23 protein-coding genes and 1 riboswitch are annotated in these 16,850 nt (G+C 45.1%); of the genes, 12 read left to right on the forward strand and 11 right to left on the reverse strand.

The annotated features are described in order from the left end of the window. Positions 1-160: 160 nt before the first annotated feature. The 11 genes from OGH69_RS02035 to OGH69_RS02085 form a co-directional block, all read right to left on the reverse strand. The gene (locus OGH69_RS02035; protein WP_265172768.1) at positions 161-1,393 is read right to left on the reverse strand and encodes a homoserine dehydrogenase; all 1,233 of its coding nucleotides are present in this window, start codon (positions 1,391-1,393) and stop codon (positions 161-163) included. 10 nt (positions 1,394-1,403) lie between these two features. After that, positions 1,404-2,582: a trans-sulfuration enzyme family protein gene (locus OGH69_RS02040; RefSeq protein ID WP_265172769.1), complete on the reverse strand. Its 1,179-nt coding sequence runs from the start codon at positions 2,580-2,582 to the stop codon at positions 1,404-1,406. A 146-nt stretch (positions 2,583-2,728) separates the two neighbouring features. Then, positions 2,729-2,838: riboswitch (SAM riboswitch) on the reverse strand. Positions 2,839-3,009: 171 nt separating this feature from the next. Continuing rightward, entirely contained in the window at positions 3,010-3,315 is a 306-nt protein-coding gene (locus OGH69_RS02045) for a DUF6787 family protein (RefSeq protein ID WP_265172770.1), read from the reverse strand. Positions 3,316-3,345: 30 nt separating this feature from the next. Further along, entirely contained in the window at positions 3,346-3,801 is a 456-nt protein-coding gene (locus OGH69_RS02050; protein WP_265172771.1) for a DUF6146 family protein, read from the reverse strand. A 91-nt stretch (positions 3,802-3,892) separates the two neighbouring features. Continuing rightward, a complete protein-coding gene (locus OGH69_RS02055) occupies positions 3,893-4,183 on the reverse strand; it encodes a hypothetical protein (RefSeq protein WP_265172772.1) in 291 nt (96 codons plus the stop codon). Positions 4,184-4,221: 38 nt separating this feature from the next. Next, the gene (locus OGH69_RS02060) at positions 4,222-4,431 is read right to left on the reverse strand and encodes a hypothetical protein (RefSeq protein WP_265172773.1); all 210 of its coding nucleotides are present in this window, start codon (positions 4,429-4,431) and stop codon (positions 4,222-4,224) included. Positions 4,432-4,442: 11 nt separating this feature from the next. Continuing rightward, positions 4,443-4,649, reverse strand: a complete 207-nt coding sequence (locus OGH69_RS02065; protein ID WP_265172774.1) for a hypothetical protein — start codon at positions 4,647-4,649, stop codon at positions 4,443-4,445. A 362-nt stretch (positions 4,650-5,011) separates the two neighbouring features. Continuing rightward, positions 5,012-5,152: a hypothetical protein gene (locus OGH69_RS02070; RefSeq protein ID WP_265172775.1), complete on the reverse strand. Its 141-nt coding sequence runs from the start codon at positions 5,150-5,152 to the stop codon at positions 5,012-5,014. A gap of 163 nt (positions 5,153-5,315) precedes the next feature. Further along, positions 5,316-5,693, reverse strand: a complete 378-nt coding sequence (gene crcB / locus OGH69_RS02075; protein WP_265172776.1) for a fluoride efflux transporter CrcB — start codon at positions 5,691-5,693, stop codon at positions 5,316-5,318. Then, complete coding sequence (locus tag OGH69_RS02080) at positions 5,690-6,232, reverse strand: GNAT family N-acetyltransferase (protein ID WP_265172777.1); 543 nt, start codon at positions 6,230-6,232, stop codon at positions 5,690-5,692. Before OGH69_RS02080 ends, crcB begins: the two co-directional genes overlap by 4 nt. After that, on the reverse strand, positions 6,232-6,597 hold the full coding sequence (locus OGH69_RS02085; protein WP_265172778.1) for a VOC family protein: 366 nt from the start codon (positions 6,595-6,597) through the stop codon (positions 6,232-6,234). The genes OGH69_RS02080 and OGH69_RS02085 overlap by 1 nt, the downstream gene beginning before the upstream one ends. A 130-nt stretch (positions 6,598-6,727) precedes the next feature. On the opposite strand from OGH69_RS02085, the gene OGH69_RS02090 reads away from it, so the two are divergent. From OGH69_RS02090 to OGH69_RS02145, 12 genes are all read left to right on the forward strand, one after another. Next, positions 6,728-7,432, forward strand: coding sequence for an HAD family hydrolase (locus tag OGH69_RS02090; RefSeq protein WP_265172779.1), 705 nt, complete (start codon positions 6,728-6,730; stop codon positions 7,430-7,432). After that, positions 7,407-8,267: a phosphoribosyltransferase family protein gene (locus tag OGH69_RS02095; RefSeq protein ID WP_265172780.1), complete on the forward strand. Its 861-nt coding sequence runs from the start codon at positions 7,407-7,409 to the stop codon at positions 8,265-8,267. Before OGH69_RS02090 ends, OGH69_RS02095 begins: the two co-directional genes overlap by 26 nt. Then, positions 8,236-8,787, forward strand: coding sequence for a TerD family protein (locus OGH69_RS02100; RefSeq protein WP_265172781.1), 552 nt, complete (start codon positions 8,236-8,238; stop codon positions 8,785-8,787). The genes OGH69_RS02095 and OGH69_RS02100 overlap by 32 nt, the downstream gene beginning before the upstream one ends. A 110-nt stretch (positions 8,788-8,897) precedes the next feature. Further along, entirely contained in the window at positions 8,898-9,506 is a 609-nt protein-coding gene (locus tag OGH69_RS02105) for a TerD family protein (protein WP_265172782.1), read from the forward strand. Between the two features lie 10 nt (positions 9,507-9,516). Beyond that, positions 9,517-10,605 (forward strand): toxic anion resistance protein, encoded by a 1,089-nt coding sequence (locus OGH69_RS02110; protein WP_265172783.1) that lies wholly within the window; start codon positions 9,517-9,519, stop codon positions 10,603-10,605. 23 nt (positions 10,606-10,628) lie between these two features. Then, positions 10,629-11,606 (forward strand): hypothetical protein, encoded by a 978-nt coding sequence (locus OGH69_RS02115; protein ID WP_265172784.1) that lies wholly within the window; start codon positions 10,629-10,631, stop codon positions 11,604-11,606. Between the two features lie 21 nt (positions 11,607-11,627). Continuing rightward, positions 11,628-12,176, forward strand: coding sequence for a TerD family protein (locus OGH69_RS02120; RefSeq protein WP_265172785.1), 549 nt, complete (start codon positions 11,628-11,630; stop codon positions 12,174-12,176). 151 nt (positions 12,177-12,327) lie between these two features. Continuing rightward, the gene (locus OGH69_RS02125; protein ID WP_265172786.1) at positions 12,328-12,990 is read left to right on the forward strand and encodes a TerD family protein; all 663 of its coding nucleotides are present in this window, start codon (positions 12,328-12,330) and stop codon (positions 12,988-12,990) included. A 3-nt stretch (positions 12,991-12,993) separates the two neighbouring features. Beyond that, complete coding sequence (locus OGH69_RS02130; RefSeq protein WP_265172787.1) at positions 12,994-13,410, forward strand: hypothetical protein; 417 nt, start codon at positions 12,994-12,996, stop codon at positions 13,408-13,410. Positions 13,411-13,420: 10 nt separating this feature from the next. After that, positions 13,421-14,056 carry a vWA domain-containing protein gene (locus OGH69_RS02135; protein ID WP_265172788.1) on the forward strand — a complete coding sequence of 212 codons (636 nt, stop codon included), beginning with the start codon at positions 13,421-13,423 and terminating at the stop codon, positions 14,054-14,056. Positions 14,057-14,215: 159 nt separating this feature from the next. Then, positions 14,216-15,280 (forward strand): TerY-C metal binding domain-containing protein, encoded by a 1,065-nt coding sequence (locus OGH69_RS02140; protein WP_265172789.1) that lies wholly within the window; start codon positions 14,216-14,218, stop codon positions 15,278-15,280. Then, positions 15,280-16,668: a PP2C family serine/threonine-protein phosphatase gene (locus OGH69_RS02145; protein WP_265172790.1), complete on the forward strand. Its 1,389-nt coding sequence runs from the start codon at positions 15,280-15,282 to the stop codon at positions 16,666-16,668. Before OGH69_RS02140 ends, OGH69_RS02145 begins: the two co-directional genes overlap by 1 nt. Positions 16,669-16,850: the final 182 nt, after the last annotated feature.

Raw genomic sequence — 16,850 nt, forward strand, 5'->3', positions numbered from 1 at the left:
TCAGGATTTTAGGTTCCCTTGAAATTAACAGTAAGTACGCTTGAGCCAAACCCCTCCCTGTCCTTTGGAGAGGGCAGGGTGAGGTAAAAAAATCCCAAACACCATTACAGCGTTTGGGATTTAGGGAGGAATAAAAAAGTTGCGGGTCAGTAGTTGTTGTTTATTCAGCCAATGCAAAAGCTTTTCCTACAGTCGTTTCCTTTTCTACATTGATAAGGATAAACGACCTGTCACCTGTATTTCCGGCCTGTATAGCAATGAGGTTATTGAGGGTGATAGTGCCTGTAATGTATCCGGAATCAGCATTGCTATAGGACTCCTCAACTTCTTCAAAATAATGTTTCAGGGCAGGGGCGTCCGATTTCTTATGGCGAAGAAGTACTTTTAGCAATGCTTCATTGGTAAGGGCAGTGTCTTCCTCGCGGTATATCTTCTTGTATTCGTAGCGGTAATCGTAGCTCAGCGCTGAAATGTCTGAGAGTACTGCCGAGGCTGTTGGCAGTGAACCTGCACCGCGCCCTACAAAGAAATGCGTATCGGCAAAACTTGTCTTTGTGATCACGCCGTTAAAGACATCGTCTACATTGAACAGGCGGTCATCCGGTGTGACGAATTTTGGAATCACAAAAGCAGAGATACTGCCGGTTTCATTTTTGAATGCCTGGGCTATAAGCTTTATCTTCAGATTTTTTTCACGGGCATATTTAAGTTCAAGTTCCCCTACGCCGTCAATGCCTATGTTAAAAATGTCTTTTGGTTTTGCAACGTGCCCAAACGCATGGGCAAGCAGTATGGTCAGCTTGTACTTGGCATCAAAACCACCGGTATCAAGTATTGGGTTGCTTTCGGCGAAGCCTTTTTCCTGGGCTTGCAACAGGGCCTCATCATAGGAAAGGTTCTCGCTGAATGTCTTGGTCAGGATGTAATTTGTCGAACCATTCACAATGCCCTCGATCGATTCGAGCAGGTCATTGTCGTAATATTCCTCAAGGTTACGGATTATAGGCATGCTGGCACAGCAGGCAGCTTCATAAAGCAATGGCACATTGTATTCTTTTTGCAGTTCAAGGAGTTCGGTAAAATGCTCAGCGATCATTTTTTTATTGGCTGATACCACTGCCTTGCCTTTTTTCAATGCAGCCGAAACGATTTCAAAAGCGGCATCTGCATCATCAATGAGTTCAACGACCACATTGATGCTTTCATCGTGCAGTATATCGTTTTTATCAAAGGTAAAATGCTCCTTGCCGATTGCCCTTTTTTTATCACGGTCCTTTACACAGATGTTTTTAATGTTGGCCTGAAGTGTAGGTGTTTTTTGCAGTACTTCATAAAGGCCGAGTCCGACACAGCCGAACCCAAACAATCCGATATTTAAATTTTTTCTTGACATTGGTGCTATGTTAGACTGTTACAGAATCGGCTATGGTATTTTCGGCGAATGCAAGGGCAAAAGCCTGCTTCAGGTCCGCTATAAGATCGTCGGCATCTTCAAGGCCAACAGAGAGGCGGATTAGGCTGTCAGTTACACCTGACTGGTAGCGCTTTTCTGCAGGAATAGATTTATGGGTCATTTCGCATGGCAGGCAACACAGGCTCTTAACGCCGCCAAGGCTTTCGGCCAGCTTGAATAATTTGGTTGAGGAAACGATCTGCGAAGCCAGTTTTTTATCATCTACCACAAGGTCAAACGCAATCACGCCGCCAAAGTACTTCTGCTGCTTTTTGGCCACCTCATGGTTGTGGTGGGTGGGCAGTCCGGGGTAATATACATTTTTAATGAGCTTTTCTTCCAAAAGGAATTCAGCGATTTTTTGTGCATTTTCCGAGTGTTGCCTGATTCTGAGGGTAAGTGTTTCGATTCCGCGTATCACCAGCCAGCTGTCGAATGGCCCTAATATGGCTCCTGATGCATTCTGGATGAACTTTATCTTGTCGCCCAGTTCCTGTGTTGATGTAACCACCAATCCTGCGATAAGGTCGCTGTGGCCGGAAATGTATTTGGTAGCGCTGTGTATCACGATGTCCGCGCCAAGGTTAATCGGTTTTTGCGATGCCGGCGACGCAAAGGTATTGTCTACGCACAGCAGCACGTTGTTTGCCTTTGCAATTTCTGCTATCGCGGCAATGTCGGATATTTTCAGCGTCGGGTTGGTAGGCGATTCAATCCAGATGAGTTTCGTTTTAGCTGTTATGGCATCTGCTACGTTGGCAGCATTAGTCGTATCCACATACTTTATGCTGATGCCGAATTTTTGGTATATGTGGGTAAACAGCCGGAAGGCCCCACCGTAAATGTCATCCACTGCAATTACCTCATCGCCGGCCTCCAGCAATTTTATTACCGCATCTATGGCAGCAAGGCCGCTGGCAAAGGCATAACCGCTGGTACCGTTTTCCAGTTTGGCAATGGTATCCTCAAGCACTTTGCGGGTTGGGTTGTTGCTGCGTGCATAGTCAAAACCTTTGTGTACGCCGGGTGCGCCCTGCACAAATGTCGATGTCTGGTAAATAGGGGTGGAGATGCTTCCTGTTAAAGGGTCTACGGGAATGCTGTGTAAAATTTGGGTCTGCTCTTTCATTTTTTCTCTGATTTAGATGTTTAACTTTTTTCTCGTCCGTAAAAAAATCCTAAACCAGTCTATCGAAAGGGCATTAAAACAAAAAATGCCCTCCCGATAAGTCAGAAGAGCATATAATATTTTGATGTATTATCTACTATTTTCTAAGCTTATCTTTCCCGCAATGCAGGGGTTGAATGTGGCACCTTATCACGCAAAACGCGACAGGTTGCCAAGACGTCATAGGGTCAATTCCCTCGGTCTTTCTGGATAAGAATGTTTTTTAAAGAACTTGCTGCAAATGTAGGTGACAATGTTTTTAATTTCCAAATTTATTTTGAAATTTTTTGAAATAAAATTTACAAACAGCTTGTTTTCAATATTTTGTGATTGGTTGGCGTTTGGCAAATAGACACGAAGGTTACAAAAAAGAATAAAAAAAGTAAAATCAGCCTTTAAAAAGAAAACCAAACCCTAAAGATTTCAGCATCCTTTTTTCAAAGGCCCAAAAGAATTTGAACTGCCCCGAAATGAAGCCGAAAAAAACCAGCAAAACCTGGTATATTGGAAAGATAAGGATGAGGTAGAGTGGCCAGTATAGCCATGGCGAAAGCAGGTCTTTTGTAAAGCCAAAATAGGCCAATATTGGTTTTGAAACCAGAGCTGATGACGACCCGGTGACAGCAAATACAATAAAAACAACCACCAGTTGGTAGTTGCTTGTTATTCCCCAGCGTTTTTTTAGTTTTTCCATGTTGGCCTTGCTGAGGCAAATATACCGGTTTTATGGGAATGGGACAACACCTCCGAGCTTTTGGTTGTTACTTATCTGGAAATAGACCAAATAATTATAAAGCAGGTAATTCACTTCGTAACCATAGTCAATGTTCGAATCATATTCAATGCGCATTTGGTAAAGGTTTCCGTAGCGTTGTGCCTGCAGTACGCGGCTGTTCCACTCCATGACCCAGAGGCGGTTTTTGTTTTCCAGATAAGGCTGTCCGTAATAACCGCGCTGGCGTGCCCTCGAAACGAGCCAGCTGTTAAATCCGGGATCGATAATGATGATTTCATACTCTAATGAGTCGTTCGCAATACGTACAGTGTCGTTTGCAGTACCCGCAATACCTGTTTCTGTTGCATTAGCATTTGCGTTGGCAGGGTATAGGGCGTCATTTTTTGCACCACAGCCTATGGCTATGCCCAGTATGGTTATTATGATTATGGCATATGTTTTCATGGCATTGGACTGTTTAGGATATAAATTTAAAAAAATAAAGGCCCCAATGTTTTATTTGGCGCCTTTATTCTCATTTTCCATACGGAACTAATTATGCCCTGCCTGTTGCAGGTGTGGGAGTGCTGGTGCTGGCTTTAGAAGCTGTGTCAGCAGCATGGTTGGTTACCTTATCGGCAATTTCACCACCTTTTTGCACTACCTCGTCAAATTTCTTTTTTGCAGTTTCCTTAACGGTATTGTACTTGTCTGCAAGGTCGCTTCCAAGTTCTTCCGCTTTGCTGATTACTCCGTCAAGATATCCTTTTCTTTTAAGGATAATGCCTACTACTGCAAGGGCTGCAACTCCGGCTGCAATCCCTATAATTAACTTTTTGTTACTCATAGCTGTATAAATTAGAATTAGTGAATATTGTGAATCGATTATTTATCTTTCCTGTCACGGCTGCCTGCTCTTTTTTCCTGGTCGGGATTCAGGTTCCGTCTTTCGTTTTCAGCCATATTTTCTGCATTATTACGGCTTACATTAGCTTTTTCCTCATAGCCTTTTCCCATGTTGTGCTGAGGCGCCGGGGTTCCGGGCTCACTGCCTTGTTCTCCCGGAATATACTCCCTGTTATCTGATTGTATCATGATATTATGTTTTAGTTATTCAATTCTCCTTTGTCCGGGTGCAGCAGCCTTTCTGCAGCTTCCGGATGGTTGTTGGGCACCAGTGTAAAATTTTGCTTATAAGAGCTGTACATTGCAGGTTCATAATTATTCCTGTTTGGCTTGGTGCCAGCTGAATCATTGTGATCGATGCAGCCTTTTTCCCTTGTGCAGTTCGATGCGTGATGTGTCGTTTCCATGGCTTTTTCCATTTATAATTAATGTTATGTCCTGAATTCTTTTACTAAGTTAGGTATTGTAAATCGCTGTGTCTGCTAAGGTTATCTTAAATTTGGTGATTGTAACAAGGAATTAACGCAACGTTATAGTATAGTTGGCAAAAGGCAGTATGGATGTTAAAGTTATTGGCAATCGTACCATTTATTCGGGAATAAAAGCTAAACCACATATACCTCCACTTAGGATTTTTTAATCCTTCTAGTATTAAAAAAAATCCTCCGCATTTTTGCGGAGGATCAGGTCAATATTATTTTGGTAAAGCAAATGAACAGAAGCTGCTTTACGGAAAAGATCGAATGCTATAGGGCCGGATCGCTAATCATTATACAAAAAGCGGGTGGTCCTCTTCATCATAAATATCATACTCTACACCTTCTTCAAGCTCTGCTTCGGTAACATAACCGACTAACTTGACAATTCCGAATCCGGCTAACGCTGCGAGTAAAAATTTAAGCAATTTCATGGTGTATAATTTTAAAGGTTGCAATTTTTGGCGATTTGTTAATCAATCAGCCATTTCCTGAGGTAAAATTACATATAAGGAAATATTTGCAAACCGTTTTTAGTAAAATTTTAATACTTAAACACCTGTTTTGCAGTGAAAAGGTAATTTTGTGTAATGAAATTTAAAACCATCTGCCCAGCATTATACCCAGCCACACAAACAGGAGCCCTGCAAGCACACTTGCGGCTATGTAAGCAAAAGCGATGAGGGTTTGGCCACTGGTCATGAGCGTGGTATTTTCGTAAGCAAAAGCAGAGTAGGTAGTAAAGCCGCCGCAAAAACCTGTAACAAAAAGTAACCTGAAATTATCGCTGATGCCAGGCTGTTTTTCAATAATGGCCATAAAGACCCCAATCAAAAGGCAGCCCAGCATATTGATGAGGAATGTAGCAAGCGGAAAAGTACTGTGCCAATATTTATTGACAAGCATCGCCGAAAGGTAACGCAGTATGCTGCCTATCGCGCCGCCCAATCCGACAAGTAATATTGATTTGATCATAAATATTTCACCATTGTTATTTTATCGGCAGGGCTGTCATCTCCAAAAAAGTTTTCAATGATACCGCATTCCCTGAATCCTAAATTGGAATATAGCTTCCTTCCGCCCGTATTAGTTGAATAAACCTCCAGCCAAATGATTTTCAGTGGTGAGCTTTCCTGTGCCCAACTCATCAAAGTTTCTATAAGGAAGCGTCCGATTTTTCGGTTTTGCCATTCGTGCGCAATGCCCATTCCTATCATACCGGTATGGAAAAGCTTCTTTCTCTGGTTGCCGGACAGATCTATGTTGCCAATGAGTTGGTTGCCGTGTTCGGCCACGAGCAGCAGGCTATTCTCTTCGTTACGGAAACGTTTTATCAGGTCCTTTTCCATGGCAATGTCGTTCCTGTATTCAAACTCATACAGCGGAATGGAGCGGGTATCCTTAATATAACTTTTCTTGAGTTCAATGAGGGCCAGTGCATCTTCCTCCGTTGCTTCGCGAACGATGATCTCTTTGCTGTCAGCGGTAAAACGGGTAACGGGCTTTAGCTTCATTAAGGTAATTTGAATTCAGGATTGTAAATCAATCCGATGATATTGCCCCATTCATCTTTTACCGAGGCCACTACGATTTCGCCGCCCACGTTTTGAGGTGCTTCATGCTCCGTAGCGCCCAGGCTCAGGAAACGCTGATATTCTGCTTCAATGTCTTCTACTCCCCAATAGGTTACGATGTTGTCGCCTGTCACAGCTTCATCCGGCTGCAGGCCAAGTTCATATCCTGCTATGTTGAATCCCACATAAAAGGGTTCGTCAAAATAAGGTTCGGTTTGGAAAGCCAGAGCATACCATTCCTTTGCCTTTTGAAGGTTGCTTACTTTGTAGCCCACTGTTCGTAACCCGAGTATAGTTGATTTCATTTTCATTGATTTTTGATTACCGTAAAGTTAAATTATTTCGCTTAACCCCCGTAAATCGTATTTTAAATTGTTGTAAAAAGATTAAATTTTTATATTTACCATCGTTTATATATCGAAATGTTATAATTAGATGGAGCGGATACCGGAACTATATAAATACAAACACATATCTTTTGACCTGTGGCTCACACTGATAAAGTCAAATCCCGAATTTAAGAACAGGAGGAACCTCTTATTCAAAGAGTACTTCAATATCGATAAGCCGATTGACGTGGTTGCTGCCGCAATCCGTAAATTTGATATACTTACCAACAGCATCAATGAAAAGGCAGGAAAAAACTTCGATACTTTCGAGATCTACTATCTTATACTGGACCACCTTGGTATCGATATAGCTTTTTTTGATCGAACTCACCTTGGTGAATTCTACACCCTTACCGAAGACCTGCTAATGCAATATAAGCCGGTGCTGCTGCACGATTATATTCCGTCTTTATTTGAGAAGCTTCATTCGGAAGGCATTACAATGAACATCCTGAGCAATACCGCCTTCATCAAGGGGAGCGCCTTACGCAAGGTCATTGCACATCATGGATTGGACAGGTACTTCTCTTTCCAGCTATATTCTGACGAGACGGGCTTTTCCAAGCCAGCGCCGCAGATGTATCAATTGGCCTATGATGAAATCAGGAAAATTGGCAATATCGAAAAATCGCAAGTCCTTCATGTGGGAGATAATAAAGTTTCTGACTACAATGGTGCACTTGCTTTTGGCTTCAATGCCTATTTATTAATCAATACCCCAATTAATGAACCACACCTACAGCCTGCATAAAATTACCGATACGATCAGTTGCCCATTCAGTGAGGCTGAATACAGCAGGTTCAAGTTCGGCGACAATGCCTATGCCGAAAAATTTGCCGATGAGCTCTTCGAAGGCTTCATTGCGCAGCACAAGGACCTGATCCTTTCGCATAACGAAATTGTGATCCTGCCAAGCCCGTACCACGCCATACCTACGGCTTCCAACTTCCTGTGCCATTATTTTAAATTACGCATCAACCATTTTCTGTATGAGAATGGCAGGAAGGCGGTATCGGAATCAAAGATCTACCGCAACCAGACCTATACCACCGATTATGGTAACCTTGACTATGCCGAGCGGGTAAAGCTGATTGGCAACGATACCTATTACATCGACAGGAATTACATAGGCAACAAGCTGTGCCTCCTGCTGGATGATATCAAGATAACCGGCAGCCATGAGCACATTGTGAAAAAAATACTCAACCAGTACGAGGTAGAGGGGACTTTTGTATTCCTTTACTATGCCGAACTGGTAAACAAAGACATCCATCCCAATATAGAAAACTACTACAATTATTTCTTTGTGAAAGATGTACAAAGCCTCATGGAGGTAAGCGGCTCCCCTTCATTTGAGTTCAATACACGCATCGTAAAATATATTTTGAAGTTGGAGGAAAACGATTTTTCGCTACTTTTATCCTCCATGAACAAAAAAATGCGGCAGAAGCTGTTTGCCCTTGCGGTAAGTAACAACTACCACACTATTGATGAGTATAAAACCAATCTTGATAATATTAACCACAGTTTAACCAATAAAAATACGAATAGTTATGGCTATCAATTTACAGAAAGGCCAGCGTGAAACGCTAAATGCACCTAAATTCACAATAGGCCTCGGCTGGGACACCAACACATCATCAACAGGAGCGGCATTCGACCTTGATGCATCCGTATTCATCATGGGCGAGAACCGCAAGCTTGTTGCCGATGAATTCTTTGTATTTTATAATAATCTTACTTCTCCTGATGAGGCTGTACAGCACACAGGCGATAACCTTACCGGTGATGGTGACGGAGATGATGAGTCGATTAATGTAGACCTTTCTAAAATTGACCCAAGGGCTACTGAAATATGCATTGTAGTTACAATTCACGATGCCGAAACGCGCAAGCAAAACTTCGGGCAGGTGAGGAACTCCTTTGTACGCATTGTAGATGCCAACGGCACCGAGCTCGTAAAATATGAGTTGGAAGAAGATTTCTCTATAGAGACTGCCGTGGAATTTGGCCGTATCTACAAGAGGAATAACGAATGGAAATTTGAAGCGGTAGGCGTTGGCCAGCGTGGCGGCCTTCAGGAATATTTGAATAAGTATAACTAATAAAGTATCCTGACTTCACACGATGTGGCAACGATAAACATGTTATTTAACGTAATTGTTATTTTGCACCGTTGTCAGTTCGAGCGAAGTCGAGAACAAAATATAAACCAATGGCTATAAACTTAGAAAAAGGACAGCGCATTAACCTCGAGAAGAGTAACGGTTCCAAATTGCAGAACATCTGCGTGGGCATCAACTGGGGCGCTATTGAGAAAAAAGGATTATTTGGTACAAAAAAAGAACCGGTAGACCTTGATGCAAGCTGTGCCGTATACGACGAAAATAAAAGGGTAATTGACACCGTGAGCTTCAGGCAGCTGAAGAGCAACGACCAGGCAATCCGCCACAGCGGTGACGACCTTACGGGCGACCTTAACGGTGATGACGGGTTGGACAATGAAGTAATTACAGTAGATCTTTCGAGACTTTCACCGAATGCACACTACCTTGGCTTTTTCATCAACAGTTTCCGCGGGCAGGACTTTAAGGACATACCTTTCGCTTCCATCAGGATTTATGAGGGTACTCCAACCCGCGTGCAGGAGGTATTTGCCAAATATGACATTGCTAACGATAAAGCCTTTGAAGGCAGTGTGTCGATGGTACTGGGTGTATTCTACAAAAGGAATGGCGATTGGAAATTCAATGCGGTAGGCGTTCCTACACGCGACAGGAAACTTGAAGAAACCGTGGTTACGATACAGCAAAACCACCTGTAATACCAAAACAATGGAAAATAATGAAGTTACGGTAACAGCCCTTTCGGGGCCAATGGATAAGGAAGGTAATGTAAACCTCGCTGCTATAACCGAACAGCAAATGGCCGATTACAGGCCGATTGCCAACCAGTTGGATGAGCGCGATGCCAACTCCATACTGAACTATGGCGCCGAAATACAAAACACCATATCCAAGCAGAGCGATACGTTCTTAAGCAATGTAAGGGCGCAGCAGGCAGGAGATGTGGGCACGCTTATCAACGAGCTTTTGGCTGAGCTAAACTACATTGACGTAGATGAGCTGAACCAAAATGCGTTTCAGCGTTTCATTTCGAAGATACCTTTGCTGAGCAAGATGGTGACTGATGTAAAGAAGCTGTTCCAGAAATACGACAAGATCACTGCCAATGTAGACAGGATAAGCAACAAGGTAAAAGCCGGGATGATCAATTCGGTTAAAGACAATACCTCGCTTCAAACCATGTTCGACGGCAACGTGCAGCTTATTAAGGAAATTGAGAAGTTCATCATCGCAGGGCAGATCCGATACAAGGAACTGAATGAGGAGCTGGCACAAATGGAGGCCAATCCATCTCAGTACCAAGATTATGAAATTTCGGACAAGCGTACCTTCATTAACAGGCTCGACAAGAGGCTGGCCGACATGAAGGTGGTTCGCTTTATCCTGATACAGTCGCTGGCGCAAATACGGGTAGTACAAAACAACAACACCTCATTGGCCGAAAAGGCGCAGTCGATACTGACTACCACCATGCCGGTTTGGAAAAACCAGCTTACGCTTGCAGTAGCATTGCAAAGGCAGAGGCAGAATATTGAGGTGCAGCGCAAGGTATCGGAAACGACCAATACCATCCTCAGGAAAAATGCTGAAATGCTTCAGCAGAACAGCATAGAAGTAGCAAGGGAGAATGAAAACACGATCGTATCGCTTGAAACGCTTAGGGAAACAACAAAATCGCTTATAGATACGCTTGCTGAAGTGAAGCAGATACACGAGCAGGGATCCCAGACACGAAGGGAACTCGATGCCGGGCTGCAAAACCTGGAGGCCGAGCTGAAGAAGAATGTGGTAAGCTAAATGAGCGGAAGATTTTAATGTAGATGACGCAGGAGCAGGACGAAATATATGTACAGATAATTAAAGACAGCAGCAAGAGGCTCAGGGTTTTAAAAACACTATCAAATTTTTTTAGCCACAAGGACCTCTTTGCCGTTTTTATCCGTACTCAGGTGATACATAACCTGTTTGATACGAACAGGAACCTCGACCCGCACAAGCTGGAGTTGTTCCATGTGCAGTACACAAGCAGCCTCATCGACCTGTTCCAAAAGCTGAAAAAGTCAAAAGAGCAGCAATATTTACTGATTTCGGACGAAATTTACATAAATGATGATTTGGTACGCAAGCTTGAAAGCGAGTCGGTTGCTGTTGACTTCACTGCCGAAGTCAGGGACCATTCGGCCAATATGGCTGCCAAATTGAAGCAGTTGTATAACATGCTGGCTTCGGGTGAGCAGGCGATTTTCGGCTGGGGCGACATTATGCTTTTTGCCGCTAAAAGGGCAGGGGAATTTTATCGGGAAATCGATGCGTCGCAGTTTTTGGAACTGACCGAAATGGACTCCCGCAGCGCCTACCGCAATGAGTTTGCCAGTATTGAGAAAAAACTCCTCGGCCGGCTGAACATTAACCGATTCAGGGTAAAGTTTGCCTGCGGTCTGGTACACGGGAATGAAATTATCGAGGTGTTTGATTTTATGGATTCGAATGACAAGTTCATTTTCATAGCCAGCGCCAAGTCATTTTATTTCCTGGACAGTGAAACGGCCAAAGGATTTGACCTGTCGAAGAACCTTTCGTCAAAGAGCAGGATTATATTCGACCTGAAGGCTAAGACCGATGCGCTCAGGGAAAAGCAGGCAACGGTAAAAACATTCCTTCCCCCGGATGTGGAGGAAGTGCTGGAAGGCTACCTGGAGAAGATCTCGGGAGTGGATTTCCTCGATGAGCTGCAAAACGTAGACGAGCAGACCAACATTTTAAGGGCAATGCTTAACATTAATATTAATTCGAAATAACCAACCAATTACAATAAAACAATGGCAATTAATTTAGAAAAAGGACAAAGACAAAATATAGCGGCCCCGAAGTTTACCGTGGGTCTTGGATGGGACGCTAACACCGGCAGCGGTGAAGCCTATGACATCGACGGGTCGGTATTCATTTTGGGAGCAAACGGCAAGCTGGTAAGCGACAGCCATTTTGTTTTCTATAATAACCTGTCATCCCCGGATGGCGCAGTCGTACATACTGGCGATAACCTAACCGGCGAAGGTGCAGGCGACGACGAGACGGTAAACGTAGACCTTTCGAAAATTTCCGCTGATGTGGCTGAGATATGCTTCGTGGTAACTATCCACAAAGCGGCCGACAGGAGGCAGAACTTTGGGCAGATACGCAACTCGTTCATCAGGATCGTGGATACCAACGGTACTGAGCTTGTTAAATATGAGCTGGATGAGGATTTTTCAATTGAGACAGCAGTGGAGTTTGGCCGCATATATAAAAGGAATGACGAATGGAAATTCGAGGCTGTAGGTAACGGCATGAAAGGCGGCCTGCAGGACTTTTTGGGTAAATACAATTAATTACGATGTAGAGACGTAGCATTGCTACGTCTGTTTCATAAAATTATGGCAGACGTTGCATGCAACGTCTCTAACGGTGTTTAAAAGAATATTCCCGCTTGGGAACCTATGTAATAACAATGCTATTATCAACCAATAAAACATAATACAAATGGCAATTAATTTAACTAAAGGTCAGAAGATCGACCTTAGGAAAACTTCGGGCGAAAGCCTTACTAACTTCTGCGTGGGTGTAAACTGGGGCGCTATCGAGACGAAAGGCGGTTTTCTTGGCCTTGGCAAAAAAGTAACCAATATCGATCTTGACCTTAGCTGCATCATGATCGATGAGCAAAACAATATCTGCGACCACCTGTACTCTCCGCTTTACCGTGTTGAGGTACTGCAGCAATTTGGCCTTCCTAAAGGCAAGCTGGTATCGGTAGACAATGCGCTGAAGCACACCGGCGACGACCTCCAGGGTGATACCGGTGGTGATGACGGCCTTGACAACGAAATCATTACTGTAGACCTTACCCGCATTAATCCGAACGTAAGCCAGATATTTTTCTTCCTGAACAATGCCGGGCGTGAGGATTTCTCACAGATACCTTACTCAAAGATCAGGATGTACGAAGGGACGCCTACAAGGGTGAACTCGGTATTTGCTTCCTATAACGTTTCTGCCGAAGGGCAATATGCAGGCAAGCAATCGATCATCATGGGCAAGCTTTATAAAAGGAACGGTGAGTGGAAATTCAGCGCGATAGGCGACCCTACAGAAGATGTATTCCTCGGGCAGACCATCAAAAGGATCGTTCAGTCCTACCTGTAAGCCATGAAGGTAAAAAATATTGAAGGCCTTCGCGTTTCCGAGATCAGGGAAATGGTAGGCCAGGGTGGGAAGTTCGTTTATTTTCCCTATACAATCTCAATTGTGCTTGCAACTTTTAAAAGGCCGTCGTCCATCTATTTCATAAGGCCGGGCGAGGGTACTTTCAGGTACTCCTACAAGCATGTGGCTGTCAATGGCGTATTGGGCTGGTGGGGCATCCCCTGGGGTCCTATCTATACCATTGGCGCCATGTACAACCAGTTTAGCGGAGGCAAGGATGTTACGCAGGCCGTGATGAGCGAATTGATACAGAACGATCCGGAAGCGAATACATCTACATACAATATCAACGGCACCGTTTCATACAATACGCAGCCGCAGGGCGACAGCCAATCTCCCTATAACGTTCCAAGGAACTAATACACCGACTATGAGAAGATTACCGGTTTATTTTTTGCTTGATACATCGGGATCCATGTACGGCGAACCCATACATGCCCTGAATAACGCCCTCAGCGGGATGGTAAATACCCTTCGCAGCGATGCGCAGGCGCTTGATTCGCTATGGCTCAGCATCATCACATTCGACCGTGAGGTGAAGGAAGTCGTTCCGCTTACGGAGCTCGTGCAGTTCCGCCTGCCTGAGATTACCTGTCCGCAAAGCGGCCCGACCAATACCGGTGCCGCGCTTGAGTTTGTGCTTAATAAAGTGGAGCAGGACATCATTAAAAGTTCAGAGACCCAAAAAGGCGACTGGAAACCGCTACTGTTCGTATTTACCGACGGCAAGCCTTCGGATGTACAGCTGTACCGTGAAATGACTCCGAAAGTGCGTGCGTATAACTTTGGTGCTGTGGTGGGCTGTGCGGCCGGGCATTTAGCCAACGATGCCATGCTCAGGGAGCTTACAGATAATGTGGTACACCTTGATTCGGCTGACAGCCAGACCCTGAAGACCTTCTTCAAATGGGTGTCCGAAACCATAGAGCAGGGCAACAGGAGCCAGGGAACGGGTGAGGAAAACCGCCTCCCGCCGCCACCGGACGAGATTACCGTTGTTATTTAATTTTTAATAATCCGTTTTGTTTTTAACGTGCTGATTTGTCATTTGACTGTGTCGAACCACTTCGTTAGGTTTCGACGATAGGAGAAAACTCAAAAATTGATCGAGATTTCTCTCTCCGCAAGCTGCGTTCGAAATGACACGAGGACAAAATTTAAAATCATGAGAAGGCTACCGATATATTTTTTGATTGATATTTCTGAGTCCATGGTAGGCGAACCCATCCAGCAAGTGGAGGAGGGGCTTGCCACCATTATACAGGCATTAAAATCTGACCCGCATGCGCTGGAAACCGTATGGGTTTCCATCATTGTGTTTGCCGGGCAGGCCAAAACACTGGTTCCGCTACAGGAGATCGTGAGTTTTTACCCGCCGAAGTTTCCCATTGGTAGCGGCACCTCCCTGAGTAAGGGCCTGGGGCACCTGATGTACGAACTGCGGAGCAATATCGTAAAGACGACCTACGAGCAGAAAGGCGACTGGAAACCCATCGTGTTCCTGTTTACGGACGGCGTTCCTACCGATGACACCTCTGCGGCCATTGCCGAATGGAAGCAGAACTGGGCGCGCACGGCCAACATGGTTGCCATTTCCTTTGGGGATGAGACCGACATGAGGCTGCTGGGCGAGCTGAGCAACGACGTAATGCACTTTAAGAACACCAGCGCGCAGTCGTATAAGGAGTTCTTCAGGTGGGTTACCGATTCCATCAAGACGAGCAGCATCAGCGTTGAGAATAATTCTACAGGCTTTGAGCTGGCCAAAACGGACGATGAGACCATATCGAAAATCGACCTGAGCAAGCCTGGCGACTATGACCGCGGAGGGTATGTTGACGATAACTTTGTGGTATTCGCGGCACAATGCCAAAACACCAAGCGCCCGTACCTGATGAAGTATGGCAAGGTCTCGCAGCCTTCTAATTTCGGTGGGATGAACTTCGAGACCCGCGCCTTCAGGCTCATGGGGGCCTATCCTGTGGATAACTCGTATTACGAGCTGGCCGACAAATCCTACGAGAACAACGTGAGCAGCGAAGAGCTGATAGGCGCACCTACGTGCCCGTGCTGCGGCAACCAGTACGGACTGGCTGTATGCTCATGCCGCAAAATCCATTGCATAGGAGATGAGGAAGTAAGCACCTGCCCCTGGTGTGGTTCGCAGGGCCGGTATACCTCTGGCGGCGGTAATAACGGCGGCTTCAACATAGGCAGGGCGCAGGGGTAATGAACGACATCCAAAAATACATTTTTACGCTCCTGGGCAATCAGGGCATACACAGTCCGCAGCAATTTGAAAAGGAATTCCTTGAGTTTGCCGCGCGGGAAGAAAATATTAAAAACGTAAGTCTCATAAGGCAATTACAGATACAAATGACACAGGCTTGGGAGATCAGGGCAAGGCGGCTGGAGATAGCCGGGCAATACATTACTTTCCCCAACGGGATGGCAGGCAAGCCATACACTGCCGTGTTCGATTTTGAAGCGTTGAATCTCACCGACCTTACCTTTCATACGCTTACCGGCTTTGAAAGCACGGGGTTGGAATATGACGCGGCATCCGGAACCATATCCGGTACACCGGAACAGGCAGGCGACATTACGCTTGAATTTGCCTACAATTTTGAAGGCGAGGACGAAGGCGCTGAGCCTAATGTCAAAAAGCTTTCCATCATCGTCAATGCCGACCCGAAGTCCCTATGGAAGGATATTCCCAGCGATGCCAATGGGCTGTATGCCAAACCCGATAACGTTGCCGAGACCGTGCAGCTGGGCGGGAAAACCCTTGTGGTGGCATCGCGCCGCGGCAGGTCGCACGCCAATACCGGTGGCTACCGCGATGATGATTACGACTATGCCGAACTGGAAAACGGCTGGAGCGTGATCGCGGTTTCAGACGGGGCGGGTTCGGCACTGGCAGGCCGTAAAGGTTCGGAGATTGCCTGCAATGCGGTGGTATATTACCTGAAGCACAGGTTTACTGCAACACAGTCTGCAGCGATAGACGAAGCGGTTTCGGCGAATGCCAAAGAGAAAATAAAGGAGCTGGCACTGCCATACCTCTTGGGGGCAGCAAACCATGCCTTTGAAGAAATAGAGAACTTTTCGCGTGAGGCGGAGATGCCCCTGAATAGCTTTCATGCCACGCTGGTTTTTGCATTAGTGAAGCACTATCCGCAGGGATCGGTTTTCATGACGTTCAGCATTGGCGACTGCCCGATGGCTTTGGTAAATAAAGACATGACGGGAGTGACCCTGATGAACAAGCTGGATGTGGGCGAATTTGGCGGCGGGACACGCTTTGTGACGATGCCCGAAATTTTCAGGGCGGACGATTTTGAGGAACGATTTACCTTTGAAATGGTAACGGATTTCTCTTATTTTGTACTAATGACTGACGGGATATACGACCCGAAATTTGAAGTGGAGGCCAACCTTGATAAAATAGAAAGGTGGCAGCGCTTTTTTGAAGACCTTGACCTTGAACGAAAAAGCAGAGAAGCGTTGCCTGGCATGAGGAGAGGCAATGATGACATACGGGACAGGCTTGCCGAATGGATGGATTTCTGGAGTCCCGGCAACCATGATGACCGGACGCTGGCGATTTTATTTTAAGTTCATTTGTTGATGTGTTGATTTGTTTATGGCTTTGTACGCTTGAACTTTTTTAACCACATAGTGACATAGGCTTTTTGTGCGGCTAAAAAGTTAAGCAGGCATTACATTTGAATAGTCATACATAGAATGAAGCAAAGCTTCAAACGTATGTGTCCTGATTGATGGACAATAATGTATAT

Source organism: Flavobacterium sp. MFBS3-15 (genome assembly GCF_026107645.2).
GTDB lineage: Bacteria > Bacteroidota > Bacteroidia > Flavobacteriales > Flavobacteriaceae > Flavobacterium.

What these genes read in the sequence shown, in the direction of transcription:
- OGH69_RS02035 (WP_265172768.1), bottom strand. Translation starts at nt 1,393, where the DNA reads ATGTCAAGAAAAAATTTAAATATCGGATTGTTTGGGTTCGGCTGTGTC.
- OGH69_RS02040 (WP_265172769.1), bottom strand. Translation starts at nt 2,582, where the DNA reads ATGAAAGAGCAGACCCAAATTTTACACAGCATTCCCGTAGACCCTTTA.
- OGH69_RS02045 (WP_265172770.1), bottom strand. Translation starts at nt 3,315, where the DNA reads ATGGAAAAACTAAAAAAACGCTGGGGAATAACAAGCAACTACCAACTG.
- OGH69_RS02050 (WP_265172771.1), bottom strand. Translation starts at nt 3,801, where the DNA reads ATGAAAACATATGCCATAATCATAATAACCATACTGGGCATAGCCATA.
- OGH69_RS02055 (WP_265172772.1), bottom strand. Translation starts at nt 4,183, where the DNA reads ATGAGTAACAAAAAGTTAATTATAGGGATTGCAGCCGGAGTTGCAGCC.
- OGH69_RS02060 (WP_265172773.1), bottom strand. Translation starts at nt 4,431, where the DNA reads ATGATACAATCAGATAACAGGGAGTATATTCCGGGAGAACAAGGCAGT.
- OGH69_RS02065 (WP_265172774.1), bottom strand. Translation starts at nt 4,649, where the DNA reads ATGGAAACGACACATCACGCATCGAACTGCACAAGGGAAAAAGGCTGC.
- OGH69_RS02070 (WP_265172775.1), bottom strand. Translation starts at nt 5,152, where the DNA reads ATGAAATTGCTTAAATTTTTACTCGCAGCGTTAGCCGGATTCGGAATT.
- crcB (WP_265172776.1), bottom strand. Translation starts at nt 5,693, where the DNA reads ATGATCAAATCAATATTACTTGTCGGATTGGGCGGCGCGATAGGCAGC.
- OGH69_RS02080 (WP_265172777.1), bottom strand. Translation starts at nt 6,232, where the DNA reads ATGAAGCTAAAGCCCGTTACCCGTTTTACCGCTGACAGCAAAGAGATC.
- OGH69_RS02085 (WP_265172778.1), bottom strand. Translation starts at nt 6,597, where the DNA reads ATGAAATCAACTATACTCGGGTTACGAACAGTGGGCTACAAAGTAAGC.
- OGH69_RS02090 (WP_265172779.1), top strand. Translation starts at nt 6,728, where the DNA reads ATGGAGCGGATACCGGAACTATATAAATACAAACACATATCTTTTGAC.
- OGH69_RS02095 (WP_265172780.1), top strand. Translation starts at nt 7,407, where the DNA reads ATGAACCACACCTACAGCCTGCATAAAATTACCGATACGATCAGTTGC.
- OGH69_RS02100 (WP_265172781.1), top strand. Translation starts at nt 8,236, where the DNA reads ATGGCTATCAATTTACAGAAAGGCCAGCGTGAAACGCTAAATGCACCT.
- OGH69_RS02105 (WP_265172782.1), top strand. Translation starts at nt 8,898, where the DNA reads ATGGCTATAAACTTAGAAAAAGGACAGCGCATTAACCTCGAGAAGAGT.
- OGH69_RS02110 (WP_265172783.1), top strand. Translation starts at nt 9,517, where the DNA reads ATGGAAAATAATGAAGTTACGGTAACAGCCCTTTCGGGGCCAATGGAT.
- OGH69_RS02115 (WP_265172784.1), top strand. Translation starts at nt 10,629, where the DNA reads ATGACGCAGGAGCAGGACGAAATATATGTACAGATAATTAAAGACAGC.
- OGH69_RS02120 (WP_265172785.1), top strand. Translation starts at nt 11,628, where the DNA reads ATGGCAATTAATTTAGAAAAAGGACAAAGACAAAATATAGCGGCCCCG.
- OGH69_RS02125 (WP_265172786.1), top strand. Translation starts at nt 12,328, where the DNA reads ATGGCAATTAATTTAACTAAAGGTCAGAAGATCGACCTTAGGAAAACT.
- OGH69_RS02130 (WP_265172787.1), top strand. Translation starts at nt 12,994, where the DNA reads ATGAAGGTAAAAAATATTGAAGGCCTTCGCGTTTCCGAGATCAGGGAA.
- OGH69_RS02135 (WP_265172788.1), top strand. Translation starts at nt 13,421, where the DNA reads ATGAGAAGATTACCGGTTTATTTTTTGCTTGATACATCGGGATCCATG.
- OGH69_RS02140 (WP_265172789.1), top strand. Translation starts at nt 14,216, where the DNA reads ATGAGAAGGCTACCGATATATTTTTTGATTGATATTTCTGAGTCCATG.
- OGH69_RS02145 (WP_265172790.1), top strand. Translation starts at nt 15,280, where the DNA reads ATGAACGACATCCAAAAATACATTTTTACGCTCCTGGGCAATCAGGGC.